Raw genomic sequence first — 19273 nt, 5'->3', positions numbered from 1 at the left:
CTACAACGGAGTCGGATGCTGTACTTTGGACGATACCTCTTAGTTGTGATCTCAATTGCAACTTGCCAAGCCGGATGTGGAGACAGCAAGCGGCTTTCGCCCCCAGTTGAATGGAGCGCAGCCCTAGGAGGTAAGACAATCCGCGAGCTACATCAACTCTTGGGGCCTCCGCAGGAGGATGGCAGCGCCAAACAGTTTCAGAACTGGGTTTTGCAAGAGTCCAGCGGGGGGCAAAAGATACTGAAAGTACTGTGTCCCAACCGATGTGCCCCCGATGAAATGCCCGCAGAGGTTTACTATTTCGCCTATGAACAGGGAAACCATAAGCCTGTTCTTGTGAAACGCTTAAGTCCCTAGGCTTTGATCTTCTGCAAGGCGCGGACTGGCTGCTCTGGGCCCGCTAGCGTCCCTAGCCGTGGGACAGAATCCGGCCAGGTACAGTCAGTGTCGGCAGGTGAAAGCGGACCTTAAACAACGACGGGCAAGACGGTGCAAGGGCGTAGACCATCTAGATGTGAAAACGTCCAGCGTGAAACGAACTCTCTGCCGCGTAACAATGCCCGGCCACCTCAGCCCCGGACAGCGAACGCTTTCGCTCTGACCGTCTGCAGCTAACAAACTCCAGTCGCAGTCAGCTGTTGCTGATCACAGCCATACAGTGAGGGACCCATTCTGTTCCACGCCCCTCCTCGTGCTGCAAATTAAAAGTTGTGCCGGTAGTGCATTGCATGTTCAATCAAAGTAGACCGTGACCTCTGTCTGTCTTTGCTCTACACGAAATATCCCGCACACACCCTTGCACTGCCGAGATGAAGTTATTTCTTGAACACTTTGGACTATTAATTTTTGTTGCCATCCTTGTAGTCTGGTTGTTGATACTGCTCGTGCGATATCCACTGCAAAACGAAAACGAAAGTGTCCTCAAATACCTGTCTCGGTTCTGCAAAAAATACGAAGGCTTGCCCTGCTTGCAGATGAAAATTGTCATTTGGACATGTTCTTTGGGGACAATTTTTGCAACTCTAATGAATAGTTTTATTCGGCCTTGAATGGCTCCAGGTCAAGTCATGGGGGGGGGCCTGTACCGGTCACTTAGGCTACCAAACATCCCAAGGCAATTCACACACATCTTTCAATGATCGCTTTGAGGCACGCAACTGAGAGACCGCTCAGGGCCCTGAGCCGTCCTTGCCTAGTTTGTGGATGCGAGGCTTAACTACAGGCGAGCTGCAAAGCGTGATGATGCTTCGCTCAATCCCATGTTTTCTGCCGCCAACTGTAGTTCCGCCCAAAAAGCTGGAGGGGAATGGCAAAGGTTGCCAAGGAATTCAGCTTCTTCCAGCGCCAGCCCGAGTTCGTTGTGATCTAGAAACTCATTCATCTGATGAAGAGCGTCTAACGCCTCATTGGGGAGTGGAGACGGAAGGTGACCTTTACTTGCAATCAAGTGCCGAGACGTGACTGTCCAAGAAGACCTTAGATCCTGGGTTGCCATTGTTGCCACCTCCATTTACCAATGCCCGCTCCTGGCCGCTAGTCAGCTTTGGAGCGCGCTGAACGCTTGGCAGTATTTTTTAGCACGAGTGCACATCCGAGCATCAAGATGCCAGCAATCGTGGCGAGCCATTTGCCTTCTCCACCCGCTATCCAATTCAATAAACCGTACACCAAGTTCGGAAGCGCTGATTTTGCGCTGGAGCTAGAACTTCCGAGCTGGCTACTTTGAGCCACTGCTATCAGCGTTAGTCCAAGAAAAAATAGGAGGGAGCGCATCGAGGATGAATGACTGCTTATGGCCGAATTCTGCCCCACGGCGTGGGGCGCTGGCGGGCCTGAGTAGACGGTGGGTGTAACCTGTCCGTCAACCAGAAGCCAAAATGTGGCGCTGAATGCGTGCCTTGCCTGATGAAGATGTGGCCCAGGCCGCCGGGCGTTGCCCTTCCTGCTGGTGCGACCAGACCAATCTGGCGGATATGCTTGGCGAGCCGCTCAGCAGCTTGCGTGACCACCCCCACCGCCTCGGAGGCCGGCACCGCTGGGCCAAAACACGATTACAAAAGTAAAATCATTCCATGCTCGATGACCGTGCCAAGTTGTTGCTCAAAGCCCTGGTCGAGCGTTACATCGCTGATGGGCAGCCCGTAGGGTCGCGTACCCTTTCCCGCGCGTCCGGGTTGGATTTGTCGCCTGCCACGATACGAAACGTGATGGCGGACCTGGAAGAGTTGGGGCTGATTGCGAGTCCACATACCTCCGCTGGCCGTATTCCCACAGCGCGTGGATACCGTTTGTTTGTGGACACGATGCTCACGGTGCAGCGGGAGTCTGTCATGCCGCCCCAGCTGGCACCTGAACAGCCACAAAAAGTCATCGCCAACGCCGCACAGCTGTTGTCCAACCTCTCCCAGTTCGTTGGAGTGGTGATGGCGCCTCGGCGTACCTCGGTATTTCGCCACATAGAGTTTCTTCGACTCTCCGAAAAGCGCTTCCTCGTGATCATCGTGTCGCCGGAAGGTGACGTACAGAATCGCGTGATCTTCACCGAGGTGGATCACTCCCAGTCGCAACTGGTAGAGGCCTCCAACTTCCTGAATGCCCACTACGCCGGACTCGCAATGGAGCAGGTGCGAGAACGTTTGAAGTCCGAGGTCGATGTATTGCGCGGAGAGATTGCATCGCTTATGCAGGCGGCAGTCAACGTAGGCTCAGAGGCACTGTCCGAGGCGCAGGACGAGGTGGTGATTTCTGGAGAGCGCAACCTGCTGTCCGTCAGTGATTTCTCCAGCGACATGGGCAACCTGCGTAGGGCATTTGACTTGTTTGAGCAGAAGACACAAATCCTTCGCCTTCTGGACATCTCCAGCCAAGCGGAGGGGGTGCGCATCTACATCGGTGGCGAGAGCCAGGTTGTGCCCTTTGAAGAGCTTTCGATCGTCAGCTCCCCCTATGAGGTTGATGGCAAGGTGGTGGGGACTTTGGGCGTGATTGGTCCTACGCGCATGCCATACGACCGCATGATCCAGATTGTGGACATCACCTCCAAGCTGGTGTCCAACGCGCTCAGCCACCGCAAGTAAGCCCCTACAATACGGCGCTTGCCCCGTTGTATAGCGCTGGAGCATGGCTGGGGGCGTTAGCTCAGTTGGTTAGAGCAGAGGACTCATAATCCTTTGGTCGTTGGTTCAAGTCCAACACGCCCTACCACCCTTGCTCGCAGGGTGAATCCATCAACAAACGATGTGTTTTGTGATCCAAATCGCTCAGTTTGTTTTTGGAGCCTTCATCGTGCATTACAATCTCGGCTTGCGTTGAATTGAGTGTCTGTTTGCATGGCCTGATCCAGGAAAGCAATCAGAAAGAAAGCAAATTTCAAGGGTCGCCAAGAAATCATGCTATAATTCGAAGCTTAGCGGCTGTAGCTCAGCTGGATAGAGTACTTGGCTACGAACCAAGGGGTCGTGGGTTCGATTCCTGCCAGCCGCACCAATGTTTAAAGCCTGCAATCGTGAGATTGCAGGCTTTTTCATTTGTCCAGGCGCTTTGCGCTGATTGGAGAGTTCTGGCAATGAGCAAGGCTTTTACCAAGGAAACCGATAGCGCCGACGATGACGAAGGATTGGCACTGCCTCCTTTGCCGCCGGGTGGCAAAAACTAYATCACCCCGTCAGGCTATGCACGCCTGAGGGCAGAGCTTCTAGATCTCATCGATAGCGAGCGGCCGAAGATCGTGGATGTGGTGCACTGGGCGGCCAGCAACGGAGACCGGTCTGAAAACGGCGACTACCTCTATGGCAAGAAGCGCCTGCGCGAAATTGATCGGCGCATTCGTTTTTTGACCAAGCGGCTTGAGATCGCCGAGGTGGTGGACCCTAGTTTGCATGCGGGCAGTGAACAGGTCTTCTTTGGAGCCACCGTCACCTACTCCGACGACGAGGATGGTGAGCGCACGATCACCATCATGGGCATCGACGAGGCCGACAGCCGTATGGGTCAGGTCAGCTGGATTTCACCTGTGGCCCGGGCGCTGCTGAAGGCGCGCGTTGGGGACGAGGTGCAGTTACCCACGCCGGGCGGAGTGCGCCATTTGGAGGTGGTGGAGGTGCAGTACCCGCCTCGTAGTGTCGCTACGTAACCCGTTCGCACACAGACGCCGAGCTGCGCGCCTGTCGTATCGACCTCAGGGCTTGGTGCCGTGCTGAGGTGTCAGGGTTGTGGAGTAATCCTGGCTGCACGCAGCACAGCCTGTGTGCGGCGCAGGTTGCGCAATGCCAGCTCGAGATGGGCCTGATCGCGAACCGCCACGATGAATCGCAGATCCGTGGTGTCCAAGGCTGCCTCATCGTCCATGTCCACGTGGGTGATGTCGGCCTCTGAATTGGCAAGCTCCGCTGCCACGCGTGCCAGCACCCCCTTGCCGTTGTTCACGGTAACGACCACGCCCGTTTCGAACATTCGGGTGGGCTCGTCCGACCAGTCCACGGCAATGAAGCGTTCGCTGTCTTTATGCTGCAGACGTTTGGCGACACTGCAATGTGCGTTGTGCACGACCAGTCCCTCACCGCGGCCCAGATAACCGACGATGCTGTCGCCCGGCACGGGACGGCAGCAGGTGGCATATTGCACAGAGGCATTCTCGCTGCCATCCAGCGTGACGGCCCCTTGCGACAGGGTTTCGTGAGATGTGTAGCGCTCACGAGTCATAAGCAGAGCATCCGGACGGTGGCCATGCTCCGACATCAGCACCATCAATCGTTTGGCGACGATGCTGGCAATGCGTTTGCCCAGGCCCAGATCGGTCATCAGCTCGCTGCGCGTGCGATTGCCGGTGAAGCGCAGCAGCTTGTCCCACAGCGGTTGGGTCTCAGCGCTGACGGGGGGCAGTTGTTCGAGGCCTTCCGCTCGGATGGCTTGGGTCAGCAGTTTTTCACCCAGCCCTTCGGACTCGGTTTGGGCCAAGGTTTTGAGGTAATGGCGAATTTTGGACCGTGCTCGACCCGTGCGCACAAAACCAAGCCACGCTGGGTTGGGTGTGGAAACGGGGTCGGTGATGATCTCCACCACATCCCCGTTCTTGAGTTCGGTGCGCAGCGGAACCTGCTCGTTATTGATCTTGGCGGCGGTCGTCCGGTCTCCCACATTGCTGTGAATGGCATAGGCAAAGTCCACCACCGTGGCGCCGCGCGGCAACGCCATGATCTGGCTTTTGGGTGTGAAGACGTAGACCGCATCGGGAAACAGGTCCACCTTGACGTGATCCCAGAACTCCGCCGCATCCCGCGTTTCGTTCTGTATGTCCAGCAAGGACTGCAGCCACTTGGTGCCAAGGCGCTCGGCTGCCGTACCTTCCCCGTCCTGGGCCTTGTACAGCCAGTGTGCTGCCACGCCGGCTTCGGCAATCACGTGCATCTCATCGGTGCGCATCTGGAACTCGATGTTCACGCCCGAGGGGCCCACCAGGGTGGTGTGCAGAGACTGATAGCCGTTGAGTTTGGCAATGGCAATATGGTCCTTGAACTTTCCAGGTACCGGCTTGTACATCTGGTGCAGTACACCCAAGGCGGTGTAGCAATCGGTCACAGTCGGCACGATGACTCGAAAGCCGTAGATGTCCGTCACCTGGGCAAAGCTCAGGTGCTTGAGGTCCATCTTTTGATAGATGGCATACAGCGTTTTCTCGCGGCCTGCCAGGCGCACCTTCATGCCGATCTTGGAGAAGGCGGCATCCACTTCGGCCTGCACCTTCTGAACCAGATCGCGCCGGCGGTTGCGGGATTTGTTGACGGCCTTGGCCAGTGTGGCATAGCGCCAGGGGTGCAGGTGTCGGAAGGCCAGGTCCTGCAGCTCACGATAGGTCTGATTCAGGCCCAGGCGGTGAGCAATAGGCGCGTAAATTTCCAGCGTCTCGGACGAGATGCGGCCCCACTTGCTGCGCGGCATGTCCGACAGCGTGCGCATGTTGTGCGTTCGGTCGGCCAGCTTGATGAGGATGACGCGTACATCACGCGCCATGGCCAGCAGCATTTTGCGRAACGACTCGGCCTGATTTTCTTCGCGAGTGTTGAACTGCAGTTTGTCCAGTTTGGTAAGGCCATCCACCAGTTCGGCCACCGGGGCGCCAAACCGGTCGATCAGGTCGGCCTTGGTCACGCCGCAGTCTTCCATGGCGTCGTGCAGCAGCGCGGCCATCAGCGCCTGGGCATCGAGCTTCCACGCCGCGCACTGTGCGGCCACTGCAATAGGGTGGGTGATGTAGGGCTCACCGCTGTTGCGCAACTGCCCCAGGTGGGCTTCGTCAGCAAAACGGTACGCCTGGCGCACCTGCTCGATGCTGACGGCGTCCAGGTAGTCCAGGCTATCGGTCAGTGCGGCGAAGCTGGCCGCAGCCGCATTGGCGGCCGCAGCGGCTGCCGATAGATTGCCTGCCGGAGATGGGTCACCCGGGCGGGGCTGCGTTGCAGAAGGTGAATTGAGCACCGCGTTCATGCCTTAAATGTAGCGCGGGACTGCGCCAGAGGGCTTTCGGGCAAAAAAAAGCACCGCTGGCGCGGTGCTTTTGGGTGGGCATTGCCCAGCAGAACGTTCAACCGGGAACCTTCTTGAGCATCTCCAGACCCACTTTGCCTTCGGCGATTTCACGCAGGGCAGTCACGGCGGGCTTATTGYGGCTTTCGATGCGTGGAGCGTGGCCTTGGCTGAGCATGCGGGCGCGGTACGTGGCGGCCAGTACGAGCTGGAAGCGGTTGGGGATCTTTTCCAGACAGTCTTCTACGGTGATGCGTGCCATCGTTTACTCCGGGGATTCAGGTGATATTGAGCGACTGGAAGGTGTCAGCACGGGCGCGGCGCTGAGCGGCGTACTTGAGTCGCTGGGCGTGAACTACGGCTTTCAGGTCGAAAAGCGCGCGCTCAAACAACTCATTGATTATAACGAAGTCGAATTTGCTGACCTGGGCCATCTCGATGGCAGCATTTTTGAGGCGTACCTCGATGACATCCGCAGAGTCTTCGCCCCGCCGCTCCAGCCGCGATCGCAGTTCTTCCCAGCTGGGCGGGAGGATGAAAACCAGCACCGCATTGGCAAATGCCTGCTTGATCTGCAGTGCGCCCTGGAAATCGATTTCCAGAATCACATCTGAGCCCTGGGCAATGCGCTCTTCGATGGCTTTCTTGGAGGTGCCGTAGCGGTTGCCGTGCACATGGGCCCATTCGACAAACGCGTTGCCTTGCACCATGGCATCGAACTCTGACTCCGATGCGAAGAAGTATTCGCGGCCATGCTTTTCCTGGCCGCGGGGCGCACGGGTGGTGTGCGAGATGGAGGGGTGGACATGCGAGTCCAGCTCCAGCAAGGCCTTGACCAAGCTGGACTTGCCGGCACCACTGGGTGCTGCCACGACGATGAGATTTCCTGGATAGTCCATGGTTGATGTGCGTCAGGCGCTATCAAAAAGTGAGTGTCATTCGATATTTTGCACTTGCTCGCGCATCTGCTCGATCAGCACCTTCATGTCCACGCYGATGCGGGTGAGSTCSAGCGCGGCMGAYTTGGAGCCCAGYGTRTTGGCTTCGCGGTGGAGTTCCTGGATCAGGAAGTCAAGGCGCTTGCCCACTTCGCCACCTTTTTTCAGCAGGCGCTCGATTTCATCCAGGTGCGAATCCAGCCGCGTGATCTCTTCTGCCACGTCGATGCGGATGGCAAACGCSGTGGCCTCGGTCAATGCGCGGTCACGGGCTGCCTCGGGGAGGGTAGAGCCGTCGGTGAGGGCCATTGCCTCTTTCCAGCGCTCCATGAAACGCAGGCGTTGCTGCTCCACCAGCAGCGGCACCATGGGGACGGCTTGTTCGGCCAAGGCCCGCAGCTGCTTGACGCGATCCAGCAGCATGGTCGCGAGGCGCTTGCCCTCACGTTCGCGGGCGGCCAGCAAGGCGGTCAGGGCTTCTTCGGCGAGGGCCGGAACGGCTTCGCTCCAGTCCTCGGTGCCCGAATGTGCATTGGCACACAGGCGCAAGGCGTCGGCCACGGTGAGGGGGGCAGCGCTGGGCAGCCAGGCCCTGACGGAGTCCTGCAAAGAGTTGAGCCGCTGCAGCAGCCGTGCTGGCGGGTCTTGCAGGCTGTTGCTGTCGTCGGTGTCGAGGGCGGCTCGCACTTCGACCTTGCCGCGTTTCAGGCGCGCTGTGAGCAGACTGCGCAGCGAGGGCTCCATAGCGCGCAGCTCGTCAGGCAGGCGAAACGACAGGTCCAGAAAGCGGCTGTTGACGGATCGGATTTCCAGTCCCAGCCGGCGCGTCTGGGGGGCGCGGGCGTCGGTTTCAGCGCCAGTGGCAGATGCGCCATGCTGTGCGCTGGCGTATCCGGTCATGCTGTAAACTGGCATTGGACTTTTTGATGGTTGCTTGCGATCCGGCGATTATCCGGGTTCCGCCTTACCCCCGAATCATCTTCGCAAAATATGTCAAAAATCAAACCGGCCCCCTTGCCGCCCGATACCGCAATTGGCGGTTACCGTGTGGTGCGCCGGTTGTCCTCCGGTGGTTTTGGTGTGGTCTATCTGGCCCTCGACGCCGAAGGCCAGCAGGTGGCCATCAAGGAGTACCTTCCTTCGTCCCTGGCGACCCGCGCTCCTGGTGAGTTGCTTCCGAAGGTGCCGCCCGAAAAGCTCTCGCTSTACCGSCTSGGSCTCAAGAGCTTCTTTGAAGAGGGCCGCTCGCTGGCCCAGATCTCGCACGCCTCCGTGGTGAGCGTGCTCAATTTCTTCCGCGAGAACGAAACCGTTTACATGGTGATGAACTATCTGGAGGGCGCGACCCTGCAGGACTTCATCATCACCGCCCGCGACCTCAAGACACAGAAGGTGTTCCGCGAGTCCACCATCCGCTCGTTGTTCGACGAAGTGCTGCGCGGCCTKCGCATCGTGCACCAGYACAAGATGCTGCACCTGGACATCAAGCCCGCCAACATCTTCRTCACCGACGACRACMRGGCSGTGMTGATCGACTTCGGCGCSGCGCGCGARGTGCTSAGCAAGGAGGGCAWYTTCATCCGSCCSATGTACACCCCCGGCTTTGCYGCRCCCGAGATGTACCGGCGCGAYTCGYMGATGGGSCCSTGGACCGACATCTACGCCATCGGCGCCTGCATYTACGCCTGCATGCAGGGCTWTCCGCCCAACGAGGCGCCGCAGCGCGTGGACAAGGACCGCCTGTCGCTCGCCCTGACCAAGTTGCGTGGCGTGTATTCCGACAACCTGATCGAGGTGGTGGAGTGGTGCATGGCGCTTGACCCGCTGTCCCGCCCCCAGTCGGTGTTTGCCTTGCAGAAAGAGCTCAGCCGCGARGGYGAGCGCCGCTACACCAAGCTCACGGTGGCCGAGAAGATGCGACTGCAATTGGACACCCTGGTGTCTGACACCAAGAAAAATGTGCAGAAGGTGGGTGAAGCCACCGGTATCGGAGCCAAGCCCAAATGAACCAGACGCACGCAATGCGGGTTCGGGCGAGGTACATGTCCACGGATGGCGCCCGGGTGCATCCTTGTTTGCGTGAGTCCTTATGAAGTTCTCGGTATTCCAGATCAGCCGCCGTGGCGGCCGCGAGAAGAACGAAGACCGCATGGGCTATTGCTACACGCGCGAATCGGGCCTGTTTGTATTGGCCGATGGCATGGGTGGCCACCCTGAAGGTGAAGTGGCCGCACAGATCGCGCTGCAGACCATCTCGGCGCTGTTCCAGCGCCAGGCCAAACCCCAGCTCAAGGATGTGCAGGAGTTCCTGTCCGGCGCGTTGCTCGCGGCACACCACCAGATCCTGCGCTACGCCACAGAGAAAGGCATGCTCGACACACCGCGCACCACCTTGGTCGCGGCGGTGTTGCAGGCCGGTACCGCTACCTGGATCCATTGCGGAGACTCGCGCCTGTACATGGTGCGCGATGGCGATCTGCTGACCCGTACGCGGGACCACTCGTACATGGAGCTGCGCAACACGCCGCCCCCTGGTCTGGACAAGATCAACCGCAACGTGCTGTTCACCTGCCTGGGTTCCCCCACCAAGCCCATTTACGACATTACCGGCCCTGTGTACCTGGAGCAGGGCGACCGCATTCTGTTGTGCTCAGACGGCCTGTGGGGCACGCTCAGCGACGAAGACATCGCCAAGCAGCTGGGCCGCAACACCGTGTCGCACGCTGTGCCCGAGCTGGTGGAAGATGCCCTTCGCAAAGCCGGGGAAAGCAGTGACAACGTGACCGTGGTGGCTCTGGAGTGGGAGACGCCAGATGCGTTCGAGTCCACCCAGGGGGTGTCCACGGACAGCATCAGCGACGACGTGTTTGCGTCCACCATCCAGGCGGGCCCGCTCGATGGGCTGGTGGATGACCTGGACGATGCGGCCATTGAGCGGTCGATCGCCGAAATCAACGAAGCCATCCGTCGCTCTGCTGCCCGCAAGGCCTGAACTGCCATCGGCGCTGTGGGTTGCATCCAGGCTCCCTCCATGCGAATGCATGGAATCAGGTTTTTTCGCCTTTCATCGCCCACCTCATGACGCAGGTGGGCGACTCGCTTGATATAGAGAATCACATGACCACCTTCATCCGAACCGGCAACCGCGCCGCCAACCAACTGCGCCCTGTGCGCATCACGCGCCACTACACCATGCACGCCGAAGGCTCGGTGCTGATTGAGTTTGGCAACACCAAGGTGCTCTGCACCGCCTCGGTGGAAGAGCGTGTGCCCCCGCACAAGCGCGGTAGCGGCGAGGGCTGGGTCACGGCGGAGTACGGAATGCTGCCGCGTGCCACCCACACCCGCAGTGACCGCGAGGCCGCACGGGGCAAACAGACCGGCCGCACGCAGGAGATCCAGCGCCTCATCGGTCGCAGCCTGCGCGCCGTGTTTGACCTCAAGCTGTTGGGCGAGCGCACCATCCAGCTCGACTGCGACGTGATCCAGGCCGATGGTGGCACGCGCACGGCTGCCATCACGGGCGCGTGGGTCGCGGCCCAGGATGCGGTCAACCAGCTGCTGGCCAGCGGCAAGATCGCCCAGTCGCCCCTGCTGCAGCCAGTGGCGGCGATCTCGGTGGGCATCGTGCAGGGCACGCCGCTGCTGGACCTGGAATATGTGGAAGACGTGGATTGCGACACCGACATGAACGTCGTGATGACGGGCGCAGGCCACTATGTGGAGGTGCAGGGCACAGCCGAAGGCGTGGCCTTTACCCGCGCCGAGATGGACCAACTGCTGGGGCTGGCCGAACAGGGCATCGCCCAGCTGGTGCAGCTGCAGCAGCAAGCCCTGCAAAATACTCCTTAATTGATAGCTGCTTGCGCATATTTCACTAGCGCTTGCGGCCATTTTGACCATGAAAATTGTTCTGGCATCCAATAACCGCGGCAAACTGGCCGAGTTGCAGGCCATGTTTGCGCCCCTGGGCGTGGAGCTGATACGGCAGGCCGAGCTGGGCGTGGGTGAGGCCGAGGAGCCTTTTCGCACCTTTGTCGAAAACGCCCTGGCCAAGGCACGGTTTGCATCCGAACACACAGGCTTGCCGGCGCTGGCCGACGATGCCGGCATGTGTGTGGACGCTTTTGGCGGCCTGCCGGGCGTGGATACCGCGTATTACTGCACCCAGTTCGGCTACGAGAAAAGCGACGACAACAACGTGCGCGCCCTGCTGGAGCAACTGCAAGGTGTGTCCAACCGCCGCGCCGCCATGGTCAGCACCCTGGTCGCCGTGCGCAGCCCGCAAGACCCGGAGCCGCTGATCGCCGTGGGCCGCGTGGTGGGCGAGATCACCACCGAACCCCGGGGCAGCAACGGCTTCGGCTTCGACCCCGTGATGTTCATCCCCGAGTTCGGCAAGACCTTTGCCGAGCTGCCCGTGGAGGTGAAAAACGCCCACAGCCACCGGGGCCGATCGGCCGCACAGATGCTGGCGCTGATGCGCGAACGCTGGTTGTAGAAGGGCGCTGACCGTGGTTCATATTCCGATCACGCCACAGGCCGAGGCCGAACCTGCCGTGGTGCGCGACATCCAGCACTACATGCGCCCGGGCCTGTTGCAGCTGCCCAGTCTGCCGCCCCTGTCTCTGTACGTGCACCTGCCCTGGTGCCTCAAGAAATGCCCGTACTGCGACTTCAACTCGCACGAATTTCGCGCGGGTGGTTCCGGTGGCGAGGTGCCCGAGCAGCGCTACATCGATGCCCTGATGGCCGACCTGGAGGCCGCGCTGCCCCTGGTCTGGGGGCGGTCCGTGCACAGCATCTTCATTGGCGGCGGCACGCCCAGCCTGTTTTCGCCCGCAGCCATCGACCGTTTGATCGGCGACATCCGCGCCCGTCTGCGGCTGGAGCCAGATTGCGAGATCACGATGGAGGCCAACCCCGGTACGTTCGAGAAAGACCGTTTTCGCGCCTTCCGCGCGGCGGGTGTCACGCGCCTGTCGGTAGGGGTGCAGAGCTTTAACGACCAGCACCTGAAGGCCCTGGGCCGCGTGCACGACCGTGCCCAGGCGATGGCGGCGGTGGAGGAGGCCGCTGCGTCCTTCGACACCTTCAACCTCGACATCATGTACGCCCTGCCGGGCCAGACGCTGCCAGAGCTGGAGCAGGACCTGCAAACCGCGCTGGCCTTCAAGCCGCCGCACATCTCCATCTATCACCTCACCATTGAGCCCAACACTTACTTCGCCAAGTTCCCCCCGGCCATCCCCGAGGACGACCAGGCCTACGCCATGCTTGACCGCATCACGGAGATGACGGGGCAGGCGGGCATGGTGCGGTACGAGATTTCTGCGTATGCGCAGCCGGGCCACCAGTGTTTTCACAACACCAACTACTGGCAGTTYGGCGACTAYCTGGGCATYGGCGCSGGSGCGCACAGCAAGCTGAGCTTTGCGCACCGCGTGGTGCGACAGGTGCGCTTTCGGGACCCCGCGCGCTACATGGACAACGCCCTGGCAGGCCATGCCGTGGCGCAGGACGACGAGGTGCGCCGCACCGATCTGCCGTTTGAGTACATGCTCAACGCCCTGCGCCTGCGCGAAGGCTTTGCGCTGCAGGACTTCATGACCCGCACAGGCCTGCCGTTGACCGCCATCGCCAAGGGCCTGGAGGCCGCCGAGCGCAAGGGCCTGATCGAGCGCCACATGGCGCGTGTACGGCCTACCGAGCGGGGCTTTGACTTCCTGAGCGATCTGCAGGAGCTGTTTCTGGCGGACTGACCGCGCGGGTTTCAGTCACCCCTCATCGGCAGCGCAACATCATCTCAACCGCACTTTGCGGCGAGGATGCGGCCGGTGCCGTCCACCTCCAGGTTCAGCCGCTGGGTGTCGTATTCCTTGGTGATGATCTGGCCGGGGCGCAGGATGCGCGCCGTCTGCGCCCCCGAGCGCTGACGGGCAGATTCAACAACCGATGCGGTGCTGTTTTGCCCCACGACAAACTGCGCGGGCTGGGCGTTGCACACGCTGGCGGGGGATGATCCAGACCCCGCRGCGGCCGAGCCCGCCGATAGCGCGGGTGTCTGCCCATAACCCGCGCAACCGGTGACGGCCGCTCCCAGGACCAGGCAGCAGGCGACGGCAAAAGTGGGGCGGGTCTTCATCATGGCAGCGGGCTCCTGAGTTCAAAACGCCCACCATAGCGGAATGCAGGTGCCATGGGGTTTCCGTAGCAATATGGGCCGGTTTCCAGCCGTAACGGGCTGTTGCCTGCATCCGTCTCCGCTGGAGCGGGTTCTTGACTTGTATCAAGATGTGTTGTGAGATGGCAACATGCTCGCCAACTGATCGCTGGGCCACCACTCCTCGACGGGTTGCCGTAAGCCCGGTTCCGCACAATGGAGCGTCAGCCGTTGTGCGTTGTGCGTTGTGTGTTGGCAACGGCGGGCCCTTGCCATCTGGGGCTGCGTGATGCGCGGGCCTGTGTCGACGTCGCCGTACCGAACCTTCTGACCATGCCTGACGATTCCCGCCTTCGCCTCATCCGTGCCCTGGGCGACACCCTGGATGGTCTGGATGTTGCGCTGTGTGCGTTTGACGACAGCGACCGCACGCTGGCCTGGAACAGTACCTTCTTCAAGTTCTTTCCAGAGCACGCGGGGCATGTGTACGTAGGCGAGCCTTACGAGGCCAACCTGCGCCGCTTCTACACCCAGCGGCTGGATGCCCAGGAGCTGCCCAACATCGAACGCTACATCACGGCCGGTGTTGAGCGGCACCGCGCACAGACCCGGCCTTACAGCTTTGAGCACCGGGGGCTGCGCGTCCATGTGTCGTCGTTGCCCATTGATGGCGGGGGGCGGGTGCGTGTGTGGCGTGCCGAGGCGCTACCGGCTCAGAGCGCATCCATTGACATGGCCGCGCAATCCAGCGCCGACATCCACGAACCCGGCTACCTGCGCAGTCCGGTGATCGAAAGCACCGAACTGTTTGACCGCATTCCCGATGGGCTGATGATCTGCGCTGAAGACCAGCGCATCCAGTGGGTCAATCAGCCCTTCATGCAGATGTACCACCTGCCAGACCGCGCTGCCGCAATGGGTCTGGCATTTGACGAGGTGTACCGCCACGCATGGTCCGTCGGGGGCGAGGGCGACATGGCACCGTTTTACGACGGTCTTTCGACCTTGCAGGAGCACATGCGTTTTGCGGGGGCGCCGTTTGAAGTGCCCTTGCCACGCAGCCGCTGGAGCCGCGTCATCGCCAAGCAGGGCAGCGACGGCACGGTGTTCTACGCCCATGTGGACATCACCGAGCTCAAGCGCCAGCAGCGCTTGCTGGCGCAGGCCGAACGCAGCGCCCGCGACAGCGAGGCGCAATTGCGGGAGAAATCCATCCTGCTCGAAGCCACGCTGGAGCACATGGACCAGGGCGTGGCCAAGATCAGCGCCACGGGGGTGGTCGAGCTGTGCAACCGCCGGGCCATGGAACTGCTGGACCTGCCGGCCGAGCTGATGGCATCCAAGCCCACGCTGGTGAATGTGCTGGCCTACCTGCGGGCTCGTGGCGAATTCCAGGGCGCATCGCAGGAAGTGCAGGACCTGCTGCGACACAGCAATGGCGGGGTCGATCAGCCCCAGGTGTATGACCGTCCCCGGCCCGATGGCCGCATCCTGGAGGTCCAGACCGTGCCCATCAAAGGCGGCGGCGCGCTGCGCACCTTCACCGATGTCACCCAGCGCAAGCAGGCCGAGCAGCAGATCCGCCATGTGGCAGAGCACGACGGCCTGACGGGCTTGCTCAACCGCACCGCCTTTTTGCAAGCGTTACAGTCCGCCGCCACCGATGTGCACCGCCTGGGCCGTGGCTTTGCCGTGTTGTATGTGGACCTGGACGGTTTCAAACCCATCAACGACCGCTACGGCCACGCGGTGGGCGACCAGTTGCTGGTTTGGGTGGCCCGGCAACTGACGCAGGCTGCGCGCGAGGACGACGTGGTGGCGCGGCTGGGCGGTGATGAGTTTGCGTTGTTGCAACGTGGGGTGTCCGACCACGAAAGCGCCTACCGCCTGGCCGATCGCCTGGTGCAGGCGCTGGGGCAGCCCACCGAGATCGAGGCGCACGCCCTGCAAATCGGCGCGTCCATCGGTATTGTCCTGTCGCCCGGTGACGGCACCGAGGCCGAAGAACTCCTGCGCAAGGCCGATTCCGCGATGTACCTGGCCAAGGCCACGGGGCGGGGCTGCGCAAGGATTTACGGAACGTGAACGGTGGGCTGCCCGGGCGCTTAACCCACGATCCCTTTCTGCTGCTGATCGACGGAGCTTGGAGGAATCGGTCCTGTCCTACATGCCCACATTGGTCACCGTCCTAACATTGGTCTGTCGATCCCCTCGACATCCCTCCCGCTTGCATCGCGCAAGTGTTAAGCCCGCAGCCTGCGGGCTTTTTTTTGCCCGCCCTTCGGCATCACCACGGGGGTGAAAAAAGCGACTGCGCCGTAGGCCTTTTGCCGAGCCGCGAAGCCCCAGTGTCCATCTGTCGGCACCATTGCGGTACGGGCGATGCCGTCATCACCCAGCCATCCCAGCGCGCTACATCACAAGAATGATTCTGTACAAACCCGGCACGCAATTTCTCTACAAAGGCAGAACGGTGAGCGTGGACTACGTCATCATCAAACGCACCGGCCTGTGGATTCGGTTGGCGCACAGCGAAGAGGTGTGCCGCCCTGAAGATTTGACCCCCATCGCACCGCAGGGAGCGGGACTGGCGAGGTGAAAGAAAGGCCACACGCAGGGCACAGGCCCGGCGTGGCACCCCACCGGGAGGTCTACTTGAGCTGCTGGGACAACCACAACAGCCCCCAAACGATCGCCACCAGCTGAACCAGGTTGACGAAGAGCGCCGCCGAATGCACGCGGCGAAAGTGGTGAATCGCTCCGTCGCTACTCGCCTCGATCTGTGCACCGAGCTGCTGCATGGCTTGCAACAAGTGCTTGCGCAGTAGCGAGACGATGCAGGCATTGACCGCCACGCCGATGGCAAAGGGGTACCTGCCCCAAAGCGCATAACTGACAAATGCCCCCAGCGACGCCCAGAACGCAGCACGGTAGTACACGTTGAAAAACCCCCGAACGAACCGCGCGTCCAGTGGGGTGTCATGTTTTAGCGTAAGAAGCGGCAGACCACCCATCAAGAAGTAGGCGGTGGTGACCAGCAGGGCCACCGTGAAAAAGAACGATGCGTAGAGGGCCGACGACAACATCTTTCTCTCCTCGACATGGCTAGTCACTTCAGGCCGCAGGCCCGCACCCAATTTCTCCATCCTGCCCATGGATGCGGCAAGGCTCAGTAAAAACGCAGTCTAGGGGGCAGATGCGTTCTTGTGAATCGGGTTGGGTGAGGGGTGGTCAGCCACAGACATGTTGCTGCACTGGCCTTTGCGCACATTTCGCTGTTGTAGCTGCGCCGGGCCAAGAACTGGCGGAGACTGTGGTTTTCGAACCAAAGCCGAGCAAGCATACTCACGAGCTGCCTTGCGCTGTTTCGTGCATAAATCGTCCGGCAGAATTCGGCCAAGTGCAGTCGTTCGGCTCTCCTCATCAACACCGCAAGACCAGATGTTCGAAGCTACACCCGAGATTCTTTCCGCTACCCGCGCTGAGCTAGCTGCTGGTTCGCCATCGGTCGCATTGCGAGTTATCGCTCAAAGCTTCCGGCTTAATCGGACCGATGTTGCTTGGGTTGCTGCCAAGGTATTTCAAAACATTGCTACCCCCGAAATTCAAGCCATTTGGCATTGGGATATGAGGCTTGACGGCAAAGGACACCCTGACGGAGAGCTTGACCGTCTGTTGAGCCATCTTGGTGTGTGACAGCATCATGTGCATTGCAAACTACGGCACTCGGCCAGGAGCGGAAGTTTGTGCCAGCCCGCTAAACGCCGTTTGGCCGCACGCGTATGAGTGCTGTATCGTTTCGCAGAGCACATCATGAAACTTCTCAGCTTCGACCTTTCCAGAGACACGCCTGCGCCGATTGCCTCTCCAAATCTCGCGGACCTTCATCGGCTGTGGGACAGCCACGAGAGGTTCCACTTGAACATGGGCAAATCCTACGTGGCAACGTGGCCGCTGATTCGGGTTGATATCAAAGACGACCGTGAGCGGCCCCGAGGCCTCGCTGACTTCATGTCCACAGTCCCATTCCGGATTGCCTCCGTTCGGCTCGTGAACGTATTGAGGGAGTTTGAATGCGAGTGCGAGTACCTGCCCCTTCAAGTGCGCTATCGCTCGGAGCAGCTCGTAGGGCGCTACTTTGCACTCAACGCTCAGAGAATTTTGAACAGTGCCATCGACCGCGAGCACTCAGTCATCGGGTTCTACGACGAGGAATTCGGTATGGCAGAGGACATTGACGAGCTAGTGCTCAAGGAAGGAGCGATTGGTGACGCGCCGCTTGCCTATTTGGCCGAGATTGGGCGCTTTGCTGTCAGTGATGAACTCGCCGACGCGCTCATGAACACCGGGCTGGTCGGGCTTCAGACTATCGGTCCAGATTTGTTCCCGACGCGCATAGGGGAGTGATTTCGCGCTCTAAGACTGGCGGCGAACGCCCGCTCCGGAGCGCATCAAATGTCTCTTCAGGGCCCGTTAGGGCCCCTCGCTGTCGGGCAGAATTCGGCCAGAAGCAGCCTCACGTTGCATCGAGAAGCGGACGCTCAACGTCAAGGCGAAGCATGTCGCGAGAGACGTCTTGTGATGGACTCCGTGCAATCTCCTGCATGAATGCTGACACTTCCCTCAAAAGGCGTGGTTGGTGAAATTTCCTCGAATTGCTCGGAGAAGCTTGCAAGTCCTTGCCATTGCCACGACAACCGAACGGGCTGATTTGCAGCAGCAAACACGATTTCGGGGAATGCGTAATGCAGCTGGATCACTCCTTGCGCTGATCCATTTGCAGGTACTTTCACGGCCTCGACGGAGTGCCCAAATGCCAGTGGTCCCCGAAGCTCCTTCAAAGTTCCTTCTGCTAGTTGAGCCGAAAATCTATTGCTTCGAAAAGCTGGAGACCACGGCTCGGTATCCGGGTAGATCCATTTGGTCCGATCACCTAGGTTGCGAACGTCGAAGCGCAACTCGATTGCAGAGCCACTCGCGATACACCTCGTCTTGATATCAAGGATTGCCTTAGGCGCATCAGCAGTTGCGGCGAAGGAGGTCAACGCAAACAGCAGGGGTATGAGCGTTCGCATGAATTGCTACGTAAAAATTGATCGTCGATAGCCAAGTCACTGGAATGCTAATCAACTATCGCTACTGACCGCTTTTTGACTCAAGACTCACAGACTGCTACGGGCCCGCTAGCGCCCCTCGCTGTGGGTCAGAATTCGGCCAGAAGCAGCCATCGCGAGACGGCGATAACGGACATTCGTCAGAGGTGCAGTTGGGGGCTTACGCAGATCAACCTCTTCTCGTTGAGGGGCTGCGCGTCCACGTGGGCTGAGATGTTGGGCATCATGCTAGACATCGGGAGTAAACCGCCGCAGACCGAATCGCCGAACGAGCCAGAAAACAAACGCTGAAAGCCCACCAATTCCTCCCAATACAGCAAAGTCGTTCGGCCGTGACGATGCTGCGTTTGGGTCGATGGCAATCAAGACTATCGCTCCGGCAATGAAACCACACGCGGTGGCCGACCACCACTGCACTAATCCAAGTTTTCGGAGCACGAGAAAGCTGGGCAGGCCAATGAGCACGGTCGCGCCGAGAGCATAACCATAAAAGACGATTGTCCATCCCAACACCAGTACAGCGTTTTGCGCTACCC

Annotated in this window: 20 protein-coding genes and 2 tRNA genes; 13 read left to right on the top strand and 9 right to left on the bottom strand. The window is 60.2% G+C overall.

From position 1 onward, the window contains the following. Positions 1-1216: 1216 nt before the first annotated feature. Entirely contained in the window at positions 1217-1381 is a 165-nt protein-coding gene (locus AC04MI_RS16155) for a hypothetical protein (RefSeq protein WP_436078208.1), read from the bottom strand. Positions 1382-2072: 691 nt separating this feature from the next. On the opposite strand from AC04MI_RS16155, the gene hrcA reads away from it, so the two are divergent. The 4 genes from hrcA to greB all read left to right on the top strand — a co-directional run bounded on the left by hrcA (position 2073) and on the right by greB (position 4132). Beyond that, positions 2073-3077 (top strand): heat-inducible transcriptional repressor HrcA, encoded by a 1005-nt coding sequence (hrcA, locus tag AC04MI_RS16150; RefSeq protein WP_056060538.1) that lies wholly within the window; start codon positions 2073-2075, stop codon positions 3075-3077. 50 nt (positions 3078-3127) lie between these two features. Then, positions 3128-3204 (top strand) — tRNA-Ile (locus tag AC04MI_RS16145). A 205-nt stretch (positions 3205-3409) separates the two neighbouring features. Further along, positions 3410-3486 (top strand) — tRNA-Arg (locus AC04MI_RS16140). A 79-nt stretch (positions 3487-3565) separates the two neighbouring features. Next, a complete protein-coding gene (gene greB / locus AC04MI_RS16135; protein WP_436078204.1) occupies positions 3566-4132 on the top strand; it encodes a transcription elongation factor GreB in 567 nt (188 codons plus the stop codon). A 71-nt stretch (positions 4133-4203) separates the two neighbouring features. Here the strand turns inward: greB and AC04MI_RS16130 are convergent, their stop codons facing one another. The 4 genes from AC04MI_RS16130 to AC04MI_RS16115 form a co-directional block, all read right to left on the bottom strand. Then, positions 4204-6483 carry a RelA/SpoT family protein gene (locus AC04MI_RS16130; RefSeq protein ID WP_056060542.1) on the bottom strand — a complete coding sequence of 760 codons (2280 nt, stop codon included), beginning with the start codon at positions 6481-6483 and terminating at the stop codon, positions 4204-4206. A gap of 97 nt (positions 6484-6580) precedes the next feature. Continuing rightward, a complete protein-coding gene (gene rpoZ / locus AC04MI_RS16125) occupies positions 6581-6784 on the bottom strand; it encodes a DNA-directed RNA polymerase subunit omega (RefSeq protein ID WP_476498153.1) in 204 nt (67 codons plus the stop codon). Between the two features lie 16 nt (positions 6785-6800). Next, a complete protein-coding gene (gene gmk / locus AC04MI_RS16120; RefSeq protein WP_056060545.1) occupies positions 6801-7421 on the bottom strand; it encodes a guanylate kinase in 621 nt (206 codons plus the stop codon). 36 nt (positions 7422-7457) lie between these two features. After that, positions 7458-8360 (bottom strand): YicC/YloC family endoribonuclease, encoded by a 903-nt coding sequence (locus AC04MI_RS16115; RefSeq protein WP_476498152.1) that lies wholly within the window; start codon positions 8358-8360, stop codon positions 7458-7460. 90 nt (positions 8361-8450) lie between these two features. Between AC04MI_RS16115 and AC04MI_RS16110 the strand changes: the two genes are divergently transcribed. The 5 genes from AC04MI_RS16110 (at position 8451) to hemW (ending at position 13222) form a co-directional block, all read left to right on the top strand. Next, positions 8451-9467, top strand: coding sequence for a serine/threonine protein kinase (locus AC04MI_RS16110; RefSeq protein ID WP_476498151.1), 1017 nt, complete (start codon positions 8451-8453; stop codon positions 9465-9467). Positions 9468-9549: 82 nt separating this feature from the next. Beyond that, positions 9550-10452 (top strand): PP2C family protein-serine/threonine phosphatase, encoded by a 903-nt coding sequence (locus AC04MI_RS16105; RefSeq protein ID WP_056060550.1) that lies wholly within the window; start codon positions 9550-9552, stop codon positions 10450-10452. 125 nt (positions 10453-10577) lie between these two features. Next, positions 10578-11312, top strand: a complete 735-nt coding sequence (gene rph, locus AC04MI_RS16100; RefSeq protein WP_056060554.1) for a ribonuclease PH — start codon at positions 10578-10580, stop codon at positions 11310-11312. Positions 11313-11361: 49 nt separating this feature from the next. After that, positions 11362-11961, top strand: a complete 600-nt coding sequence (gene rdgB / locus AC04MI_RS16095) for an RdgB/HAM1 family non-canonical purine NTP pyrophosphatase (RefSeq protein ID WP_436078202.1) — start codon at positions 11362-11364, stop codon at positions 11959-11961. A gap of 82 nt (positions 11962-12043) precedes the next feature. Beyond that, the gene (hemW, locus tag AC04MI_RS16090; RefSeq protein ID WP_436078221.1) at positions 12044-13222 is read left to right on the top strand and encodes a radical SAM family heme chaperone HemW; all 1179 of its coding nucleotides are present in this window, start codon (positions 12044-12046) and stop codon (positions 13220-13222) included. A 44-nt stretch (positions 13223-13266) separates the two neighbouring features. Here hemW and AC04MI_RS16085 read toward each other — a convergent pair whose 3' ends face one another. Next, entirely contained in the window at positions 13267-13608 is a 342-nt protein-coding gene (locus AC04MI_RS16085; RefSeq protein ID WP_436078201.1) for an I78 family peptidase inhibitor, read from the bottom strand. A gap of 348 nt (positions 13609-13956) precedes the next feature. Between AC04MI_RS16085 and AC04MI_RS16080 the strand changes: the two genes are divergently transcribed. Together AC04MI_RS16080 and AC04MI_RS16075 are read left to right on the top strand one after the other, a co-directional pair. Next, positions 13957-15708, top strand: a complete 1752-nt coding sequence (locus AC04MI_RS16080; protein WP_436078200.1) for a PAS-domain containing protein — start codon at positions 13957-13959, stop codon at positions 15706-15708. A gap of 340 nt (positions 15709-16048) precedes the next feature. Beyond that, positions 16049-16222: a hypothetical protein gene (locus tag AC04MI_RS16075; protein ID WP_165836546.1), complete on the top strand. Its 174-nt coding sequence runs from the start codon at positions 16049-16051 to the stop codon at positions 16220-16222. 52 nt (positions 16223-16274) lie between these two features. On the opposite strand, the gene AC04MI_RS16070 is transcribed toward AC04MI_RS16075, so the two are convergent. After that, positions 16275-16769 (bottom strand): hypothetical protein, encoded by a 495-nt coding sequence (locus AC04MI_RS16070; protein WP_436078199.1) that lies wholly within the window; start codon positions 16767-16769, stop codon positions 16275-16277. Between the two features lie 295 nt (positions 16770-17064). On the opposite strand from AC04MI_RS16070, the gene AC04MI_RS16065 reads away from it, so the two are divergent. Then, a complete protein-coding gene (locus AC04MI_RS16065) occupies positions 17065-17319 on the top strand; it encodes a hypothetical protein (protein WP_476498150.1) in 255 nt (84 codons plus the stop codon). 117 nt (positions 17320-17436) lie between these two features. After that, positions 17437-18030, top strand: a complete 594-nt coding sequence (locus AC04MI_RS16060) for a hypothetical protein (RefSeq protein WP_476498149.1) — start codon at positions 17437-17439, stop codon at positions 18028-18030. A gap of 140 nt (positions 18031-18170) precedes the next feature. Here the strand turns inward: AC04MI_RS16060 and AC04MI_RS16055 are convergent, their stop codons facing one another. Together AC04MI_RS16055 and AC04MI_RS16050 are read right to left on the bottom strand one after the other, a co-directional pair. Then, positions 18171-18698, bottom strand: coding sequence for a hypothetical protein (locus AC04MI_RS16055; protein WP_476498148.1), 528 nt, complete (start codon positions 18696-18698; stop codon positions 18171-18173). 267 nt (positions 18699-18965) lie between these two features. Next, positions 18966-19273 (bottom strand): hypothetical protein (locus AC04MI_RS16050; protein WP_476498147.1); only part of this gene is annotated, 308 nt, incomplete at its 5' end.

This window comes from Acidovorax sp. LjRoot204 (assembly GCF_056175785.1).
This window is presented reverse-complemented; position numbering and strand designations above follow the sequence as displayed.